Here is an 18982-nt window from a genome sequence, read left to right as displayed (position 1 = left end):
GGTCAGGCGTTCCCGGGTCCCGTCACAAAGGCACCCGGCCAGCCGCCGTGCTTATCAATCTCGGTGTCGATCTTTGCCATCAGACGGCGGGTCTCTGTCAGGGCCACAACGATACGGCGATAGTGCAGAGTGTCCTCGCCGGTTAACACGCGACCGGGACTGGGGTTCTTGCCCCCCTTGCCTGCGCGGTCCTTCAACCACTTTTCGCAGACTTGATAGCCGCCAACGCGGAACTCCCATGTTTCCTTCGGCACGTCTTCGAACCATCGTGTAGCGCTGATCATCACTCGACCGTTGTTATAGTCGGGATAGCCCTTTTCCACCCGCGCCTCACCAGTGCCTGCGAAGCGGATGTCGGGCGAATCCAAGAGTGGTGCATCATCAGACCCTAGCAGGTGAAGGCTGATGAGCTGGCGACCGAAGCCCACTAGGGCCGAAAAGGTGGCTCGCGCCCTGGGTGTAGGGATGCGTGGGAAGTCGGATTTCAGGAATTCGGCATAACGGCTGCGATAGCCGGGGCTGTGTAAGACGGCATACATGTAGTCGAACAGGTCGCGGGGGCCGAAGGACTTTTGCAGATCGCCGCGGCCTTCCCAGGTGGCGTCGAGCAGGCCGCATTGTTCATCCTTCGTGCATTGCAAGTCTTGGCCCACGCTCTTCTGTTCACCGCGGGGGATGCCGTCTTCGTAACTCAGGCCGAGGTCCTTTCCTATAGTCTGAGCCCAGGCGCGGTCGATGTTGGGGCGGCGGTGTGGCTCTCCCGCCGAGGGCTTGAGCCAAAGCGGGAACAGATAGCCGCGCTCCTTTGTGCGATTGGACACATAACAGTCGTCTTGAATCGCGTCACATGCGAGCACGTGCTCCCAAGGGGTAGTAGCAAGTTGCCTGACAGTCGACAGAGCAATGTTTTTTGTGCCACTCATATGTCGCATCACACGGTCGCGCAGATGTACTGCTACTTGGTTGTTGTATACCGTCACTCGATGATCGAAGGGTCTATATGCCACCGATACAAGACTACGTTTCCAATCCACACGACTAAGAGTCCGTTTCGCGACGCTGTAGTTCCATTGGCTCTGCGTGCAGAGACGCAGCCGTCCTCTCGCAGTTTCTTCGTCAGGGGTTGCAATCAGCCATTCTACCTTCTCGATTTGCTCACTTTCGGTAAAGGAAATGGCGTACTCGTCGTGTGTTGTGACGATGCCGGGCGCTGGGTCGCCATTCTCACCCATTACTCGCGGCAGACCTTCGAACTCTTGCCATTCCAGCTTGAGGTCCGAGTCGATCGTCTCAAAGAAGCACTCGGGAAGAACGATAGGGCATTTTTGTTGCCCAGAAATCCGCGCGGAAGGGTTGACCAAAAAATCGAGTTTCTCTGTCTCTGAGCCGAACAAATCGTCGCGCCAGAGTTGGCTTGAGGATTCGAAACTTGGAAGCTTGATCGCTTCCGTGATCGCGACCCCCTGAGCGACGCCTTCGAAGACGCCCTCGTCGGCCGTGCCGTCGGGCGCTTTCACTTTTTTCTTGACGTTCCCGTGGAGATCTAAAACGCGGATTTGCCCAAAACTCTCCTTCAGTTTCGTACGCATCCCTTTGAAGGTCGGGTTATCCAAGAAGGAGTGGCTTGTGATATAGCCGAGTACTCCGTATCCGGTTCGATCGAGCTTGTATTGAGCCAGTCGAATGAACTTAACGTAATCATCCTGCAGCCATTTACCCTGTCCAGGCTTCAGAAGCTCCGGCCAGTCCTTCTTGTAGTCGTGCACAAGGCTAACCATCTCAAGTATGTTGTTGTTCTTCGAATGCCCTGCGTAGGGCGGGTTACCGAGGACTACGGTGAAGGGCGTTTTTGCTTTCGCTTCATTTGATGCCTGCGCTTCGTGCGCCAGAGCCTCGGACATGAAGATGAACTCCATATCCAAATCGCGCGCCGGTTCCAGAGCGTTGGTTAAGTAGATACGGGCGCGCTCTGCCGATCCGAAGGTGTAACCTGTCTCCGCCAGTTTCAACCCGATCTTCATATGCGCGATGGTATACGGCGCCATCATCAGCTCGAAGGCCGTTAGCCGCGGCAATAGATGCCTGGGCACATAAGCGTCCCAGGCGGACTTTATCTCAGCCGCCGACTTGCGCTGCTCCTTCCAATGCTCTTCCATCCGCTTGTGGATCAGGTCGATTACCTCTACCAGAAAGGTACCGGTGCCGGTGGCCGGATCAAGAATCTGGACGAAGGGAGTTTCAGGCTTCACATGCGCGGGGATTATGACGCGTTCGTTCCGCGCCGCGAGTTCCGCCCAAGTACTGGTATCGGCGAGACCTAGGGGGAGCCCGAACTCAGTCCGCAGGATTTCGTCGACCCCCCGGACAATGAAATTCACCACAGGCCGCGGGGTGTAGAAGACGCCGCGCTGCATGCGCTTCTCCGGGTCGTATTCCTTCAGGAATAGTTCGTAGAAGTGAATGACCGGATCTTCTTTTGGATTGCGATCGCCAAAGTCGCGAAGAACTGCTTCCATGTTGGCCGTGTTCAACATGTCAACGACATCGCGGACACCGAGCTCATCGAAGTCCAGGCTCTGCCGCTTGTCATGACCACCGATCGCGAGAAAGTTCGCAAAGAGTTCCTTTAGGAATGGGTTGGTCTTAGGCACCATATCGGCGAGATTGTCAGCGACGATCCCTGTGGGACGGGAAATGCGTGCTGCCAACATGCCGTAGGCGATCGTCTGCGCAAACATGTCGGCAAAGCCGTCTTCGTCCAGGTCATGAATGAGATTCTTGCGAAAGGCTTCGAGCATGGTCCGCATCGGGCCGCGGTCTGTTTCTGCTGCGAGCAGCTCGTTGGCGCGCGCTCTGATCTCCGTGGCCAATACGGCCAACCGTAGAGCGAGTTCCTTGGATGTTCGAATGGTCTCGTTGAGGCGAAGCTCGAACGCAGAAGCCCAGTCCTCGCGCCATTTCTTTTGGTCCCTAGGGTCATCCGGCCAGCGAAGCTTTTCGGTAAGGGTACGTCCGACATAGTCATTGTGAAGCTGGGTGTCCTTCGCGTTCCACCCCAACACCCGCATGACAGGTAGGTCCCGTGACTGTGCTCCATCAGAGAAGTGCACAAAGGCGAGCTCACGGTGGCCCGATCTCCCAAAATTGGCGGCAAAAATGAGATCGTTTTTGTCCCAGGCCTGCCGATCCGATGCCTGGGCACCAGCCCGCTTCTTGACGATCAAATTCTTTAGGATGCGACGGAGAACAGTAACGGAAAGAACTTTGTCCTCGAATGATATGAAGAAGATACCCCACGGCTGGCTGGTCGCCAGCGGCCGCAACTGATGAATCTCTCGGATCTTCGCGATCTCCTCAGGCTTAAGGCCAAGCTCATTGGCCTCATACTCGTAGACCACATCCTCAAAGCCATAGTCTTCCTCGATAGGCCATTCGAGGTGATCCCGAAGCAGATCGACCAGCTTCGGAAAGCTGTTGATCCTTGAAAGTTCAGCCGCTGATATGCCCGCCATTGTCGCCCCTTAGTTCAGTTCCATCCACGCCTTCAGAACAGGCCCGACGCCGAGAGGTGCCTGAACCTTGCGCAAGAAAGTCTTGGTTATGTGCTTCTCTACTGCTGATCGAATATCGGAGAGCTGCAAGCGTTCGATCTCGACCCGGCGCGGGGTCGACGGATCGGAGCGGATCGATTCTGCCATCAGAGGCGCGTCCTCGAAGACCTTGCCGCTGGAGACATCGTAAAGATACCACTGCACGTCACCGGCCTCGGCTGTCCAAACATCGTCGCCCGACCGCTCACTCGCCGCCTTGTCATGTGCCGGACGTGCATAACAAAAGAAGACTGCGCGCGTGCCGGGCTTGATGTTCTGCTTCCCGCTGAAGACCGCATTGGGGAAACTGTTTAGCATTTCCTCAAGGGCAGGATGCTCCTTGATCAGGTCCTGCCACTCCAGGTGAAGCTGCTCATCTGGGCTTTGCTGGCCCTCATACTGTTCGTTAAAGTTCCGAAGATCTTCGTAATCGTCATCTTCACGGAGTAGCTTTCTGCCCTCGATGCCAAGCGTTTTCGATATACGAAGCGTCTTGTGTGCTACCTTGCCATAAAGGCGTAGCAACTCGTCCAGATCTTCGGGAGGCAGGAAGTTCCAGTAGGCGACAGTTCCGCGCAGTCCCTGCTGGTCCGGATGGTCCTTCAGTATCCGGGCTTCTACTTCGGGGTTCATTCGACGATCTACACGACCAATGCGCTGCATCAACCTGACGGGATTCCAGTGGAGGTCATAATTGATCAGCCGGGTCGCGTCTTGAAGGTTAAGGCCTTCTGACAAGACATCAGTTGAGATTAGAACTCTGATCTCCCGGTCGCCTTGTTCCTTGCTGCTGCTGTCGTTGTAGTAGGGGGCAAAGCGTTGAATGACCTTCGTTCGGTCGCCCTTTGTGCCGCTGTCGATCTGTTCAACACCATCGATCCCGCCTTCCTTGAGGTGGGCTGCGAGATATCTCGCCGTGTCTCCAAACTCACTGAAGATGAGTACCTTGTGCTTCGAAAGCACGGGATCCTTAGTCAAAAGCTGGATCAGTTTCTTGAGTTTCAGATCTTGGCTCGGTTTGAATTTTTCAAGCTCGTAGAGGAAGTCCGCAAGCTGCTCCAGGTCGGCGAGGCTGTCGGTGATAATTTCCTCGACCTTAAACTCACGCCGGTCCAGCTTGTCCTTTTCGATGTCCTCGATAAGTTCAGCCGGGATCAGGTCCTCATCTACATCAGCATCGAAGAGGTCCCGGTCCGGCTTGTAACCGAGCAGCTTCGCGTGTTTGCGTTTCCATCGATCAAGTTGCGCTTTTTCGTGATCGGTTTCGCAATGAACCTCCAGCCAGGCAAGAAGCTTTTGCAAGAGTCTCCAGCAAGACTGCTTGAAAGCCTCCGCAGAGCTTTCGAAACGCTTCAGGAAGCTAGTCCTGATCAGAGCAACCACTTGCTTAAGGCGTCCGCGCTCCAAGGCCGTTGCAACGTCCTCGGTATCACCTTTGTAATAAGCATAAGGGTTGTAAATCCCGAGTACGAACAATGGCTCGCGTTTGTGGAACGCGTTTGCGACCATCTCCAGTAGTTTTCCGTAGGTTTGCCGCACAGAATACTCGGCCACCGTGGGCTTGCGCGGTTCCGGGAACATGACATCACCGTCCCCCTCACGCTTCATGCTCTCCTTTACGTAGCTACGACTACGTTGGACGACCAAGGCGTCAATTAGTGGATCCGCATAAAGGCGCGTAGAAACTTCGGCCCCGATCAACTCCACACGCTCGTCATCGCTCTTGCCGTAGATCTCACCTTCGATCTGTTTCTCAAGCTGCCGGATGTAGCCAGGCAGTGAGTGGATACCGAGAGTTCCTCCGCCGAAATAATCCGCGCGATGTCGAGAGAAGAGTTCGACCATATGTTGGAAGTCGGTCAAACGGTTGTTGATCGGTGTCGCGGTTAGCAGAAAAACCTGCTTTCCTTCAGCGATGTCATAAAGGCGCCAATAGCGCGATTTGCGCTCTTCGACATCCAAACCACGGATACCAGTATTCCGGAAATGATGCGCCTCGTCGACAATGATGACGTCTGCTTGTTTAGCGATCTGGTCGAGTTCTTCCCGCATCGCGGAACGCATCAGGTCGGTGTGGCTGTATATGCGCAGATTGGCGAAACCTTTGAAAAGATGGGGGAGCCGTTTTTTTAGTTCGCGCTCCCAAACCGCCTCTTTGGCTGCTTTCGGAACGAAGAGGGCAACATTTTTGCCCTCGTGCACTACGAAACGCTCGATCAGCATCAAGCCCACGAACGTCTTACCCAAACCGACGCCGTCGCAAAGAAAGGCACCCCCGTATTTCTCCGCCCGCTTGAGCAGACCCCCATATCCATCTCGTTGGTACTTGGCCAAGATCGGAAAAATACGAGAGTTCCGCTTCTCCCACTCACCGGCCGTTTCCTCATGGCCCAGGAAATACTGCTGAAGAGATCGCGCATAGACTTCGAAGGGCTGATAGTCGCGGGTATGCTTCTCAACTACGTTGAGCAGTTCGGGCGTCACATCTTCAGCTTCATCCCAGTGCTCTTCAAACCATTCCTGGAGCACGGCTACCGGAGTACCTGTTACCTGAACGTTGAGCTCAATGTTCTGAGTTAAACCTGGAAGCGTGAAATTCGAGGAGCCGACGAGGGCAGACGAGCCTACTACGTCAAGATGGGCGTGAGTAATGTAAGCTTTGGCATGAAACTTGTCCTTGCGGTAGACGCGACACTCAATCTGCTTGGCGCTGATTGCGTCTGCAACGGCATCTACCCCCTTGAGAAAATGGTTCTTGCTCTTTTCTCGGTCAAGGCTCTCGTCTAGCCTCGCACTAATCTCAGCGAGCCCCCTTTCGAAAGCCTTCTTGGTCCGGCGAGACACCTCGTCGCCCATGAGCACGCGTATCTTTTCAACCTTGGCCCATTCACCTTCAAGCGCGAGAAGCGATCCGATTTCAAAGTAGCCCGTGGCGATATCGAATCTTTTGGAGAGCGCACACCAATCTCTCAGGTAGCGAACCACCTTCCAATCATCGGTACTATTGTCAACGATAAAGAGTTCACTTCCGACCTTATGGCTTGAGCGTTTAGGCATTGACCCATTCCAACAACTTTAGCGATTAAGTGATACAGGTTCGTCCGGCCGAAGATAGCCAAAAATGGAGGAATGAACATCTTTGTGACCAGCGCACCGCTGCGCGCTGAAACTGGTCTCCAGCTCATAGCCGACAAAATGATCTTGTCGTAGGACCTCGCGGCTAGACAATATAAAGCAAGCAGCTTGTTGTGTTTTGATCCCAGGCGCGGACCGTCAATGTTACTGCCTTCACTCAGCCCGTAAGGTCAGGTAGCGACCGCCACAGCCTTCGCCAATACGCGATACACCTGCATTCGCGAACATCCCGCCTGTTTTGCGATAGCTGATGCCCCCAAGCCCTCTCCATGTAGCTTGCGAATGAGATTGTGGTCCAAACGTGGACTACCCCCCTTATACGTACGTGCGGCCTTCGCGCGAGCAATACCCTCGCGCTGACGTTCCTTGATGAACCTCCGCTCCATCTGTGCGACCATCCCTAGCACAGTCAACACCACGTGGCCGATTTCTCCGCGGGTAGAAACGTGAGGGTCAAGCACGGTCACGAACGCGCCTCGTTGTTGGCACTCATAAACGATGTTCAGGACATCGCGGGTGTCACGCCCGAGCCGGTCCAGCCGCGTAACAACCAGCTCGTCGCCTTGCCGAAGGAATTCGATCACCGTCGCAAGTTCAGTGCGACCTTCGCGCGTTCCCCCAGACAACTTCTCCGATCGAACGATTTCGCAGCCCTCCGATCGAAGCCGATCGAGCTGAACCTGCAAATCCTGGTCGGTGGTACTAACACGTGCGTAACCAATGCGGGCCATGTGTAACCTCAAGGTTTAGGCCAAAGGCTACATTGTCACAAATAGGCGGCGTCAACCCAGATGTTACGATTGCGATGTCACATCGCGATCTGTCACGTCGGGGTATACCCTATGGTTACTTCCGCGTAATCCAGTTCAACGATTCAAATCGACGGCTTGAATCGACCTGTTGCCGCCGACTAGGCGCGCACAAAAGAGGACATCTGGACGCAACGGCCGGCCAATCTAGGCCCAGCAGGGGGCCGAAGTGAACCCGTTACTCCTCGCGCCTAACGTCCTCTTAGAGGAGTGCTACGTCTTTCCAATCCGCCAAACTCGCGCTGGGCTGGCAACTAATCGTGAGGTGCAGGCGAAGGTCTAATGGTGTCATTGCGTTCTTGGACGGCGAATTCGTCCCACGAGTCAGGACGGTTGTACCTATCGCCAGACGCCAGATACCGGCCGGGTTGATGTTATTAGTATTGGTGCCTTCGGCCATCTCAACCGATTCATCGGTGGTTATACTGGTAAGCAGCACCGGCACACGGGCTATGGACCCTCCCAGTACTGAGAAGGGGTCAGGAATTTCAGGAGGAAAGAGAATTGCATTGTATCTCAGAGCCCTCCCAGCAGGCTTATCATCATCTGCCCGCACTACACTGATGCCCACGCTACGTAGCCGTAGCTTCTTTATCTGCGGCGGAAAGAAATTCGTAAGATCTATTTCTAGGTTTGTAGTTGAATTACTAGCGAAGGCCGACTTGTAGGCCGCATCGGTGACGGTCGTTACAAACTGCTTGGCATTAGACTCGCTAAGCCTGCGACCGATTACAGGAACGATATATCGGACGTCGATATCCCGGTCAGTAAACGTTTCCAAATTCCTTACCGATCGCCTGCACCAGTCAACAAGCTCGTCCAAATAGTCTTCATTTACAGAGCCGTCCGGACTATGAGGCGCCGGAAGCGAATCCTCAGTACCGAACAGATACTTGAGTCCTGCATTGACCGCCTTTGACTTGAGAAAAGCTTCCGTAACGTCGTCAATAAGAAACTCTCTTACACGCCGTGCTCGGTCTCCATAGTTAAGAGAGTGTCCGGTTGTTGCGGATTTTGCCTCTATAGAATCCTCGTGCGCGGCGAGGTTTTGCCACTTCTGACTGATCAGCTGAAGACGGCTTTCCTCCAAGCCGCGCCTAGCTTGAAGTGTTCCCTTCATGCCTGAGTAAGCTTCCGCGAAGCCCTTTCCTAGCGCACTGACGTCTGAACGAAAGGCAGTTTCGGCGGAAATGTACCCGTTGTTTTCAGCTTCAAACACGCCTTGGGTTTCCCCCTGACTTTCTATAGCTTCTAAGATAGGTCGCTGCAGTCGAAACAATTTAAGCTCCGCCGCGCGGGCGACCGCTCGCGCATCCAGATCCAAATATTCTCGCCTATATGCTAAGCATCTTTCCAAAACTCTGCTGCAATCTCTAAGAAGAAATTCCACCTGAACATAATCATGACGGGGAATTTCATTGGATATCTCGGAAATTTTACTTGATATATGAAATCCAATTGTATGCTCGAATTCTTCGAGCGTCTTCGGAAATTCCTTCATCAAGGAGGGCTTGAGAAACAGTGTTGCAAGTGCCATAGCCGCTATCCTCTAAGCGTGGTATGTCTCACCCGTGTCTCCGGGGGGCTCGTCCGGGCCTCGCGGTTCAGTGTCATAATCATGTTCGAAGCTAGGACCGTCCAAGATAGCCGGTGGAGTCAGCCCGCGGTCGTAATAGGATCGGCCGATTTCGTCCCTCAGCTCTTCCCTTGTTTTGCGTTCTTTCTCGAACGAGTCTCGAAGGAAATCGCGTGCATAGGGTAGGGGAATGTCAGAGTCATTAGCTAATATGGCTAAGACAAGCTGGTTTAGGGCGTCCGTATAGGCGCCTAGCCTTGCAGCAATTTCCTGACCATGTTTCGCATCAATAGGCACTAGGAAGAAAGCGGCTGTTAGAGCGACTGCGTCAACCATTCGCATCGCGTCCTGAGCAGCTTGCCTGTCCCTCTCATTCATAGAAAAGCCAACTACAAATTCCGGAATGACTTTAGAGAGGTCCAAGGCGCTGGAGGTTGAGCCTATTCCCGACATGTCGATGTAGAATCGATTGTGGATAGCATCCACTAGCTGTCCTTGGAGGACATCTGAAAAATACGACGGAGTGCCGGGAATGTCGGCATTCCGACCTGTTCTATCGCCAGGACGGCTGAGTCCAGAAGGGACGTCGTGTGTCGTGACTGACCGAACGACTGAAGGCAATGGGACCCCCTATGATAGTCCATGAAATTCACAGACCTTGTAAGGCACGCTGGAGAAATCGATGCCGTCAAACGGCTCGTGCTCCGCAATTGCGCGAAACGCCCTGCCGGCTACTCCTTCTGCATCCCAATAGAACAGCTTTCGCAACTTTCCGTGGAAGACAAAGGATGCAAAGTCTGGAGCAAATCCGATGCCTGCGACCTCAATAGTCTTGACCCGATCTAGACTAACAGCAACCCGTGCCGCGATCCGACTACAGTGCTTTGATAAGGAAACAACCGAGATGCAATGATTGTTGCAGCGAGCCAGCTCGGAATACAAAAAATTGAACTGCCCAACAGGACTTTCCTCAAATGGCAGGCTCATCCGCTGAATTGAAGAGTAGTTGCCATCAAGCTGATATGAAACAGTGTGTAGATCATGCAAAGCAATTATATGACGTGGATAGGAACAATCCTGCCATTCTCGAATTACGGGCGCCAATTGCTCAGCGACAATAATATTGTCAATGTCACCGCCGATCCGCAGGCGAGGTAGATCGAGAGAACAAAAGCAAGGTGGGTCTTGCTCTGCCAAAACCACTGGCCGTCGGTTAGGTCCAGCTACGATTTTGATGTATTCCTTAAGGTCATGAGGTTCAATCGAGGACGGGATGTAAGTCACGGAAAGTGACCCGCCAAGGCGAGCACTCAAAGCTTTCAATTCGCGGACTACGTGCTGATGAAAGATAGATGGCTCGGGCTCACATAGGAGCGAAATCGGATTCTCTTCTTGCATGCTTTGGGCAAGCGGGATCGGCAAGAACATCCCCGCAAGCGAAGTCTCGAGAAATGTGCGTCGGGTAATCACGCGCTGTATACCCCCCACTACCGTTATCTTAGTCCCAGCAACCGGAAGATGCCAGATGCATCTTCGGACTAGCCACGCACGGCGGCTTCGCAAAGGTTATTTGACCTAGGTTTGTGCTGTGATTCAGTAGCTGTCCACCGCTTGCGACGATTCGGCCAGCGGAGATTGTCGCCTCTGCTTTCGCCGTAACCTCGCTTCAATCTGAGCTTTTCAAACTTCCCAATCGGCCAAAGAACATGGTTGCCTAAACTCGCTCATCGCGATCGTCGGAGATGGCAGAAAGCGAGGAAGCATTGCTGCGAGATGGAGCCCGTTCGCCCCACTTAAACTCATCTTCGAGAGCACATACGTACGTCGTTGTTAGCCCAGCAATCGCCGCTCCTACTGAGCTTTCCGAGCTCCGCGTGAGCGTGAACGGAATTCGCGGTCTCGTTCCAGTAACCGATGGCGTTGTCGGCGTCTTCCAACATCAGGATGGCGAAGTAGCCGTTCGCGCTCATCTGAAAAGCGGGCCCACTTGTACCGTAGGGTTCCCATGTGCACGCTCCGTCAATAACCTTCTCGCCCTTGACCTCAAGCAGGCACAATCTGTCGCGTTTGCTGGCCGGTTGCGGGTCGGTTTGTAGGCCCGCAGCGTCGGAAGCGGGCTTTGGCTTGCTGACACACTCGGCAAGAGACAAGAGCGCCTGCTGCGCCCCCTGTAGTGGGACGAGGAGGCGTTTTTCACCCAGCTTGGCGATCCTCAATTCATTGCCGACAGCAACATCAGCGACAAGCGCCTCCGACACCTCTTCGAAGCTGTGCCAGCCAAAATAGGCGTCCTCAACTCCATCGAGAACATGAGGTGCCTTGTTGTCGACCGTCCACGTCGTGGTTGTTTGACCACTAACCATCAACGTCTCCACCGGGACGAGCCATGAAGCCGACCTTTGCGTCACCGGCCTCCGTTTCGGCGAAACAGATATTCGATTCCTCTTCCTCCACACTCTCGAAGCGCCATTCCGTCCACGCTTGCACCGGAGGAGAAGCTGATGCCGCCGAGTCTTCGTCGAAGGTGGCTGTCGACGGCGTCGTATCCGAGGCGTCTGATTGATCGAATGGCGATGTCTTACGTTCGAGCTTCCCACCACTGCGTGAATAATAGTCTGACGCTTTGCTTCGAAGGCTGGCGATGCATTTGTCGAGCGCAGACTTAACTTCATAGGTTTCCAGCTGGCTCATCGGCGGGATAAACCACTCGGGTTCGCTGCCAGCAAATTTGACGCGCATGCTAATCCCTGCACGACGTGAGTCGAGCATGTAGCCCAACGCGACATTGAGGGCGAAATTGTTCTTCTCGCCGATAACTTTCGGATCGATCGAGCCGGTCAGATAGTTGACGCTGCCCGCAGTCAGTTCAAACCCTAGAGTGCCTCCGACGGTCACGAGATCGACCGTAGTTTTCTTGCCGACCGGCAGTTCCCAATTCTCCGAATAGACCTGAAGCCAAGGCTCGATGTAATCGTGACTGAATGTCGCCGCACGTTCTTGTCCTTTATATGGGCGGCCACCCTCTCCGCCATAATCTATCTCACCACCACACAATATGCGAAGCAGCCCGATTTGGGGCGACTCATGGAAGATTCCTGCGTTCGTCTTTCTTAACGAACGCTCCATCAGCTCGGCTTCCGGCGTCCCGCATACGAATCGCCAACAGCCTCGATCTCTGTTTTTGGCTTCGGGCGCGTGTCCGCAAGCACCAATGGATCAATATCAGTCCGTTGCCCGCGGTTCGTGCGCCGCGTCAATAGATGACCTCGCTCCATCTGGCGGGCTTCGCGATGTCGCGGCGTTGCCGCCATCGATTGCTGCTCGCCGAACGATACACATCGACGCCCTTGCGCCCCCGGGCAAGGGCGTCGGCGGCCGGGCTGACGGCACGTTCCGTGTTTCCGCGGCGAAACGCAGCTGCGCTAGGTGACATTCAGCGCCGCGGAAATTTCCGACAAGGTGGCTTTCTCCGCGTCGCTGACGGCGACGCCGCCGAAGCCCAGGAACCCGCCTTCCTTGGCAGCTTCCGCCACCTTCTGGCTGATCTGGTAGAGCCATGCGCTGAAGGCCGCGACATCACCCGGCGCCTTGGTCTCGACGAGTGTCCGGGCCTGTTTCAGCGTTTCGATGCACCTCGCCTTCATGTCCTCCGGCTTGGCACCTTTCAGTTTCGTCTGCAGGCCGTCGCGGGCGGCGGTCCGGCCTTCCGAGGTTTCGAAGTCGGCGACCAGCGCCTTGACCAGCGGATTTGCTGCGGCATCGGTCTTTGCCTGCAGAAGGGCGCTGCTATTGGCGATACCTTCCTTCATCATGCCCCAGAGGCCGCTCGGTTCCGCCGCGGTGACGGCAATGCCGGCCATCATCACGCTCTCCAGGAGCAGCGTCCATTCGTCAGCGGTAAATGTCGATTTGTCAGCCATGGCCGTCTTCCTTCGTTCGATTTCGTGTCATGACAATTGCCACCGGCAGCCACCTCGTGGCGGATCCCGGTGTCGCGCAACATCAGGCAGTGAACGCCGCCAGTTTGGTCTTCAGCGTGTCGATGGTGGGCTTCAGGATCTCCGAAACGCCGGGAATGGCCAGAACCTTGTCGAACAGTCCGTTGAGCGTCGGCATCAGCGGGGTCACCAACGCCGCAAGCGCGGCCTTTTGCTCGGCCGACATCTGCCCGATGGCGCCGCTGACCTTGTCGAGCCCGCTCGAAACTTCCTCCAGCTTCGGCAGGGCTGCAGTGGCCGATGCTGCGTCCGTAACACCGGTCAGCGTCGTCTGCAGGCTGGCCACGCCGTCCTTGACCTGCTGGCCGACGTCGATCCCGCCGACGGTCAAGCTCTGCCCTGCCGTGCCAGCCTGTGGCGCGACTTCTCCGCTCGGCCTGCCGAACAGATAGAAGAGCACGGCTGCAAGCGCGAGCACGGCGATCACCCAGTAGAGCCAGCTGCGCGACCCGGAGGGTGTCGCCGCCTCTGTTGCGCGCTGACCGGCTCCACCGACGGAAGAAGCCGCGGTCGCGGCGCTGCGGGCGGTTTGGCTTGCCGAGGCCGCGGCAGACTGCGCCGAAGCGCCGAGCCCGCTGAGCAAGCCCGTTCCGCCAAGCAGTTCTCTTGCGCCGGAGGGAAGGGCGGCCGCGATGTTGTCCTTCTGGCTCGCGAGCAGTCCGGCGATGCCATTGGCGCTGAGATCGCCGCCGCTCTGTCGGGCAAGGCCACCCAACACAAGGGGGGCAAGCGTCGCCAGCAACGAACCGCTCGCCCGCTGGTCCATGCCGGAGACCACGCCGATGGCGTTCGCAAGCGCACTGCCGTCCGTCGCCCCGAAGATTGACGAAATGATCTGTGACCCGTTCTGGGCAAGCGTTGCCTGATCGCCTCCCTGAAGCATCCCGATGAGACTGTCGAGCGATCCGCCCTGTTGACTGGCGGTGTCGGCGATCTTCTGCGCGCCGCCCGGTTGCGCCGCGACACCCGCCAGTCCCGCCAGCACCGCGGGAATGGCAGCGCTGACGGCGCCCTGCACCTTGTTGCTGTCGAGCCCGAGCGCCGAAGCGATGCGTGCGATCATGTCAGGAGTAAGCATCTGCGCGATATACGAAACAAGATTGCTGGCCATTGGCTGTTCCTCCACGTTGATGTCGCCGGACTTCGACAGCGCTCATGGAGCGGTCGTCCGACGGAGCGGCAATTGGCTGCAAGCAATTCGCGTTTATCTGATTGTCGGCCGCGAGGCGGGTTCCCCTGGAACCTTTGGCCCGAAAACATTAGCACTTGTGGATGTAAATGGCCAGTTCTCGGCAACTTGAGGAAACGGCGGAACGCGGCGCATTGAACACGCGCCATCCGTGACCTGGCACCCGAGGCAGGAAGGAAGCGGGCGTACCGTCTGCCCGTGTGAGCCGGTTCGCCGGCCGCGACGACAGCGCAGGACGCTTGCCGTCACCCGCGGGCCGGGCCGACCCGGCGTCTGCGTTTATGGTCGAATCCCCGGCCCCGAGGCCAGGGATCCTGTTTGTCTCGTGTTACTTCGGCGGTTTCTCTGCTGGCGCCGGTGCTGCCGTCCGGCGGGTTCAATCCGCGGCGTTGTTGCGGAGCCAGGTTTCCAGCGCGGCAATCACCGAAAGCCGCAGGCTTGCGCCCTTGGACAGGGCGCGGGTCAGGGACAGGTCGTCGCCGGCAAAACCCATCTCGGCCATGATGTCGTTCGCCCGCATCCGGCGGCGGTTCATGATGGCGCGGATTTCGGCGATCGTTTCGGGAAGCAGGTAGCGGCCGCTGGCAATCGCATGCGCCTGGGGTGTTGCCAACGGTGGATCGATTCGAGCTTGTGGGGCGGCCCCATCCTCGGGGCCATTGCTGCTCAGCCACTTGAGGAAAGTCTCACGCTCGGTGGGGCTTGCCTTGGCCCAGGAATTCTTGAGCTTGTCGAGGCGGGTGCGTTCTTCCTTGAGCCCAGCCGCGACAAGCGCCTTGCGCAGCGACGCGACGCGGCCGGCCATGAGATCGGCATGGATATCGGGGAATTCGAGCTTGAGGCGCTGCAGGTCAGCGGTTTCGTCGCGCTTGGTTTTCTTCGACATGCTCGTTCCCGCGTCGTTCGTCCTGGCCGTTTCGACGAAAGCGTGCTCGTGGGCCGAGGTGATCTCGCCCATTCTCTGCCGCGTTCCGCGTTTTTGCGCGACATGCTCTAGCGTGGTCGCGGGCCTGGTGCGAGCGAAATAGGGCGCTATCCTCTATCCTTTGCAGGCCGATCTGTTTACGGAGCGATGGAGAACAACGCGACGCTGGTTGCAAAGTGCCCTCCTCGGCATCATGCATCCAGCTTTACGCAAGTCCCTTCGCCTATCGTCACCTCAATGGCCGGGATGTGACACGGCGAATGAAGGACAATGATATGTCGAACGATATCGAGCATTACCGCGACCCATCCGACAGGATGGTTGCCATCTATCTCGCGAACAACGACGGCGACGAACTGACCGACGTTCTGGTCGCCGCGCTTGAGGATGCTTTCCGCATCCTGAGCGATGAGATCTCCGGCGAAACGATGCATTGAGCGGAGCGCGTCTCCTCTCATTCGATGACCATCAGTTGCCGCTCAATTCTCCTGCAGCAGCGCCTCGGCCGACAGGGCTGACGCCAGTACGGTGGCATCGGTTCCGTTTCGCCCGACCAGCATCAATCCAGCCGGCCGCACGAGGCCCGGCATCGGCAGGGTAATGGCGTTCAGGTCGAACTGGTTGGCGACCTGGCAGTTGCGCAGCAGCAGACCCTCCACGCGGTCGTATTCCGCCGCGTCGGTATCGACGCTCGCAATCGGCACGGCGGCAATCGGCGTCGTCGGCAGTGCGATGAGATCGTAGGGCGAGAGCCGCTCGTCCATGGCGGCGGCGAGCGCGCGCCGGGTTTGCAGCAAGGCCGAGACAGCCGCGTCGGGCACCAAAAGGCGGCGGCGAAGCGAGAGCTTGACCCTGTCGTCGACGGGGGCCGCCTCATCGCTCAGCCAGTCGGCGTGGATCCGGCTTGCTTCCAGGCCGGCGATCGAGCCGATCCGCGTCGCTTCGCCGAGTTTGCCGATCAAGTCATCTATGGTGCAGTCGACGATCTTGGCACCCGCTTTGGCCAGTCGGTCGAGGCTTGCCGCAAAGGCGTCGGCGACCTCGGGGGAGAGGTCTTCAAACAGCTTGCCGCGGGGAATACCGATACGAAGGCCTGCGATCGGGCGGGCGACGGGCGGTCTTGGCTGCTCGCCGGCCATCACGGCGTCAGCTGCCGCACAATCGGCAACGGTCCGGGCGAGCGGCCCGAGCGAATCGAGAACAGGCGATAGCGGAAAGGCGCCATCGAGCGGGATGCGGCTCGCCGTCGGCTTGAAGCCGACGATGCCGTTCAGCGCCGCGGGGATGCGGATGGAGCCGCCGGTATCCGAACCGATGGCGATGTCGCAGGTGCCTTCTGCCGCCGAAACGCCGGCGCCCGAGGACGAGCCGCCGGGGATCAGGGTTTCGTCGGTGGCATTGCCGGGTACGGGATAGTGCGGGTTGAGGCCGACCGCTGTGAAGGCGAACTCGGTCATATGCGTCTTGCCGATAATCACGGCGCCTGCAGCACGCAACCGCTCAACGACGTGCGCGTCTTTTTGGGCTGGGGCCGCATCGCGGCGGATGATGGAGCCGGCAAGCGTCGGTTCTCCGGCGACATCCAAGAGGTCCTTGATCGAAACGATCTTGCCGTCGAGCGGCCCAAGGCCGTCCCCCGCCTGGCGGCGGCGGTCGGAAGCGTCCGCTTCGTTGCGAGCCCTTTCCGCATAGACGCGCATGAAGGCTCTTTCTTCGTGCCGGCGATCGTTGAGCCGGCTCAGGATCTGTTCCAGGCGATCGCGGGCGGGGCTGTTGGCGGAGTGAGACACGGATGATGACCTGTCGAATTGGGAGCCGCCATCGGCGGCAGGAGGCGGGGTCGTTGCCCGGATTCACCGAGGCCAACACGCATCGCCTTTGATAGCAGCATTGGCGGCGATTGCCATCGCTCCATCGTCGTCGGGCTGGCCCCGACCTTCATCGAACTGTCGCCAAACCGTTCAAATAGTTTCATGGCCCTGTTACGTCGCTGACACCCGGATGACCAAAGGTCCGGCACGCGCGGTCGCGCTGCCGATTCGGAGGTCTGTTTGGCCGATATCTTCAAGACGCTTTCAAGGCGTTCTTTCCTCTTTTCCGCCGGTGCCGCGGGCTTCGTGGCCTCATCCGGTCTTGCGACACCCTTTTATGCAAGGGGCTACGGTCGGCCGGAATTCATTCATGGCGTTCAGTCCGGCGATGTCGATACGTCCTCCGGCATGATCTGGACGCGGGTGGATCGTCCGTCGAGGGTGTCGGTCGAGTATTCGACCACCGAGAGTTTCTCCAATCCTCTTCGTCTTGCCGATCTGACGGCGACGCCGCAGACGGATTGTGCGGTCAAGTGTTCACTCGACGGTCTGCTGCCCGACCAGGATATCTTCTACCGCTTCACCGCCACGGATCTCTACGACGTCAACCGCGTCTCGGAGCCGGTCACCGGCCGGTTTCGCACCGCCCCCTTACGCAAGCGCTCGATCCGCTTCGTCTGGTCCGGCGACACGGCCGGACAGGGCTGGGGCATCGATGATGTCGGCATGAAGACCTATTCGACGATGCGGCAGCACGAGCCGGACTTCTTCATTCATTCCGGTGACACGATCTATGCCGACAACCCGATCCCCGACGAAATCAAGCTGCGCGATGGCGGCGTCTGGAAGAACCGGGTGGTGACGCATGAGAAGCGCGACGTGGCGCGCACGCTGGAGGAATATCGCGGGCAATGGAAATACAATCTGCTCGACGACCATGTCCGGCAGCTGAATGCCGTCTGCCCCACATTCTATCAATGGGACGACCACGAGGTTCTGAACAACTGGTCGGCCTCGACCGACCTGCGTGACGACGGGCGTTATCCGGAAAAGGATGTCGCCGTCTACGCCGAGCGCTCCGCGCGGGCGTTCAACGAGATGACGCCGATCCGCATGCCGGCAACGCAACCCGGCCGCATCTTCCGCAAGGTCGGCTACGGCCCGTTGCTCGACGTGTTCTTCGTCGATCTCAGATCCTATCGTGGCGCCAACCAAAGCGAGGATGGCGGCGGCGCGCTGTTCGGCTGGCGGCAGGTCGACTGGCTGAAGCGCGAGCTTGCCGCCTCGCGCGCGGTTTGGAAGGTGATCGCCTGCGACATGCCTGTTGGGCTCGTCGTCTGGGACGATTACACCAACCGGCGCGGGTCGGATGCGATCGCCAATGGCGACAACGGTCCGCCCACGGGGCGCGAACGCGAGTTTGCCGACCTCTTGCGCTTCATTCGCGACAACGGCATCGACAACCTCGTCTGGCTGACCGCGGACGTCCACTATACCGCCGCCCATCACTATGATCCCACGCGTGCCGCCTTCAAGGAGTTCACGCCGTTCTGGGAGTTCGTGTCGGGGCCGCTCCATTCCGGAACCTATGGGCCGAAGGAGCTCGACATGACCTTCGGGCCCGAGGTTCGCTTCATCAAGGCGTCCGGCGGCGGCATCGACCAGAACCTGCCGCCATCGGCCGGTCTGCAGTTTTTCGGCATCGTCGATATCAACGGTCAGACCCAGCAGATGACGGTGCGATTGATGGATCGGCAGGACCAGGAACTGTGGCGCGTGACGCTCGATCCGGCCGCGATTGCATGACGAATCTCGCCCCGGCCGGCAGGTTTCGAAACCCTGTTCGCGAGACCCCCGGCGAGTGCAAACCCATGGCCTACCGGCATTTGACCACGACGCTCATGCGCGCGCCCCCCTTTCGCAATCGCAAAAAAACCTGTATGAGCGCG

Annotated in this window: 13 protein-coding genes; 2 read left to right on the top strand and 11 right to left on the bottom strand. The window is 57.7% G+C overall.

Annotation, left to right across the window (positions count from 1 at the left end; all coding sequences use genetic code 11):
- Positions 1-2 precede the first annotated feature (2 nt).
- The 10 genes from XB14_RS30980 to XB14_RS30930 all read right to left on the bottom strand — a co-directional run bounded on the left by XB14_RS30980 (position 3) and on the right by XB14_RS30930 (position 15183).
- On the bottom strand, positions 3-3512 hold the full coding sequence (locus XB14_RS30980) for a type ISP restriction/modification enzyme (RefSeq protein WP_077968171.1): 3510 nt from the start codon (positions 3510-3512) through the stop codon (positions 3-5).
- Positions 3513-3521: 9 nt separating this feature from the next.
- A complete protein-coding gene (locus XB14_RS30975) occupies positions 3522-6575 on the bottom strand; it encodes a helicase-related protein (RefSeq protein ID WP_179119714.1) in 3054 nt (1017 codons plus the stop codon).
- A 320-nt stretch (positions 6576-6895) separates the two neighbouring features.
- Complete coding sequence (locus tag XB14_RS30970) at positions 6896-7456, bottom strand: recombinase family protein (protein WP_077968166.1); 561 nt, start codon at positions 7454-7456, stop codon at positions 6896-6898.
- A 280-nt stretch (positions 7457-7736) separates the two neighbouring features.
- The gene (locus tag XB14_RS30965; protein WP_143348625.1) at positions 7737-9071 is read right to left on the bottom strand and encodes a hypothetical protein; all 1335 of its coding nucleotides are present in this window, start codon (positions 9069-9071) and stop codon (positions 7737-7739) included.
- 669 nt (positions 9072-9740) lie between these two features.
- A complete protein-coding gene (locus XB14_RS32985) occupies positions 9741-10532 on the bottom strand; it encodes a hypothetical protein (RefSeq protein WP_143348624.1) in 792 nt (263 codons plus the stop codon).
- A gap of 377 nt (positions 10533-10909) precedes the next feature.
- Positions 10910-11473 (bottom strand): hypothetical protein, encoded by a 564-nt coding sequence (locus tag XB14_RS30955; RefSeq protein ID WP_077968161.1) that lies wholly within the window; start codon positions 11471-11473, stop codon positions 10910-10912.
- A complete protein-coding gene (locus tag XB14_RS30950; RefSeq protein WP_077968160.1) occupies positions 11466-12236 on the bottom strand; it encodes a hypothetical protein in 771 nt (256 codons plus the stop codon). Before XB14_RS30950 ends, XB14_RS30955 begins: the two co-directional genes overlap by 8 nt.
- A gap of 296 nt (positions 12237-12532) precedes the next feature.
- Entirely contained in the window at positions 12533-13030 is a 498-nt protein-coding gene (locus tag XB14_RS30940; RefSeq protein ID WP_077968158.1) for a hypothetical protein, read from the bottom strand.
- An 82-nt stretch (positions 13031-13112) separates the two neighbouring features.
- Positions 13113-14219, bottom strand: a complete 1107-nt coding sequence (locus XB14_RS30935) for a DUF937 domain-containing protein (RefSeq protein WP_077968155.1) — start codon at positions 14217-14219, stop codon at positions 13113-13115.
- Between the two features lie 454 nt (positions 14220-14673).
- Positions 14674-15183 (bottom strand): hypothetical protein, encoded by a 510-nt coding sequence (locus tag XB14_RS30930; RefSeq protein WP_077968682.1) that lies wholly within the window; start codon positions 15181-15183, stop codon positions 14674-14676.
- Positions 15184-15497: 314 nt separating this feature from the next.
- Here XB14_RS30930 and XB14_RS33425 point away from each other — a divergent pair, with 314 nt between their 5' ends.
- Complete coding sequence (locus tag XB14_RS33425) at positions 15498-15659, top strand: hypothetical protein (RefSeq protein ID WP_179119713.1); 162 nt, start codon at positions 15498-15500, stop codon at positions 15657-15659.
- 42 nt (positions 15660-15701) lie between these two features.
- Here XB14_RS33425 and XB14_RS30925 read toward each other — a convergent pair whose 3' ends face one another.
- A complete protein-coding gene (locus tag XB14_RS30925; protein ID WP_077968153.1) occupies positions 15702-17012 on the bottom strand; it encodes an amidase in 1311 nt (436 codons plus the stop codon).
- Between the two features lie 261 nt (positions 17013-17273).
- Here XB14_RS30925 and XB14_RS30920 point away from each other — a divergent pair, with 261 nt between their 5' ends.
- Positions 17274-18839 (top strand): alkaline phosphatase D family protein, encoded by a 1566-nt coding sequence (locus XB14_RS30920; protein ID WP_077968151.1) that lies wholly within the window; start codon positions 17274-17276, stop codon positions 18837-18839.
- Positions 18840-18982 lie beyond the last annotated feature (143 nt).

Origin of the sequence: Ensifer adhaerens (assembly GCF_002007205.1) — a bacterium.
GTDB lineage: Bacteria > Pseudomonadota > Alphaproteobacteria > Rhizobiales > Rhizobiaceae > Ensifer > Ensifer adhaerens_D.
Note: the sequence above shows the minus strand (reverse complement) of the source record. Positions and strands in the feature narration are given on the sequence as shown.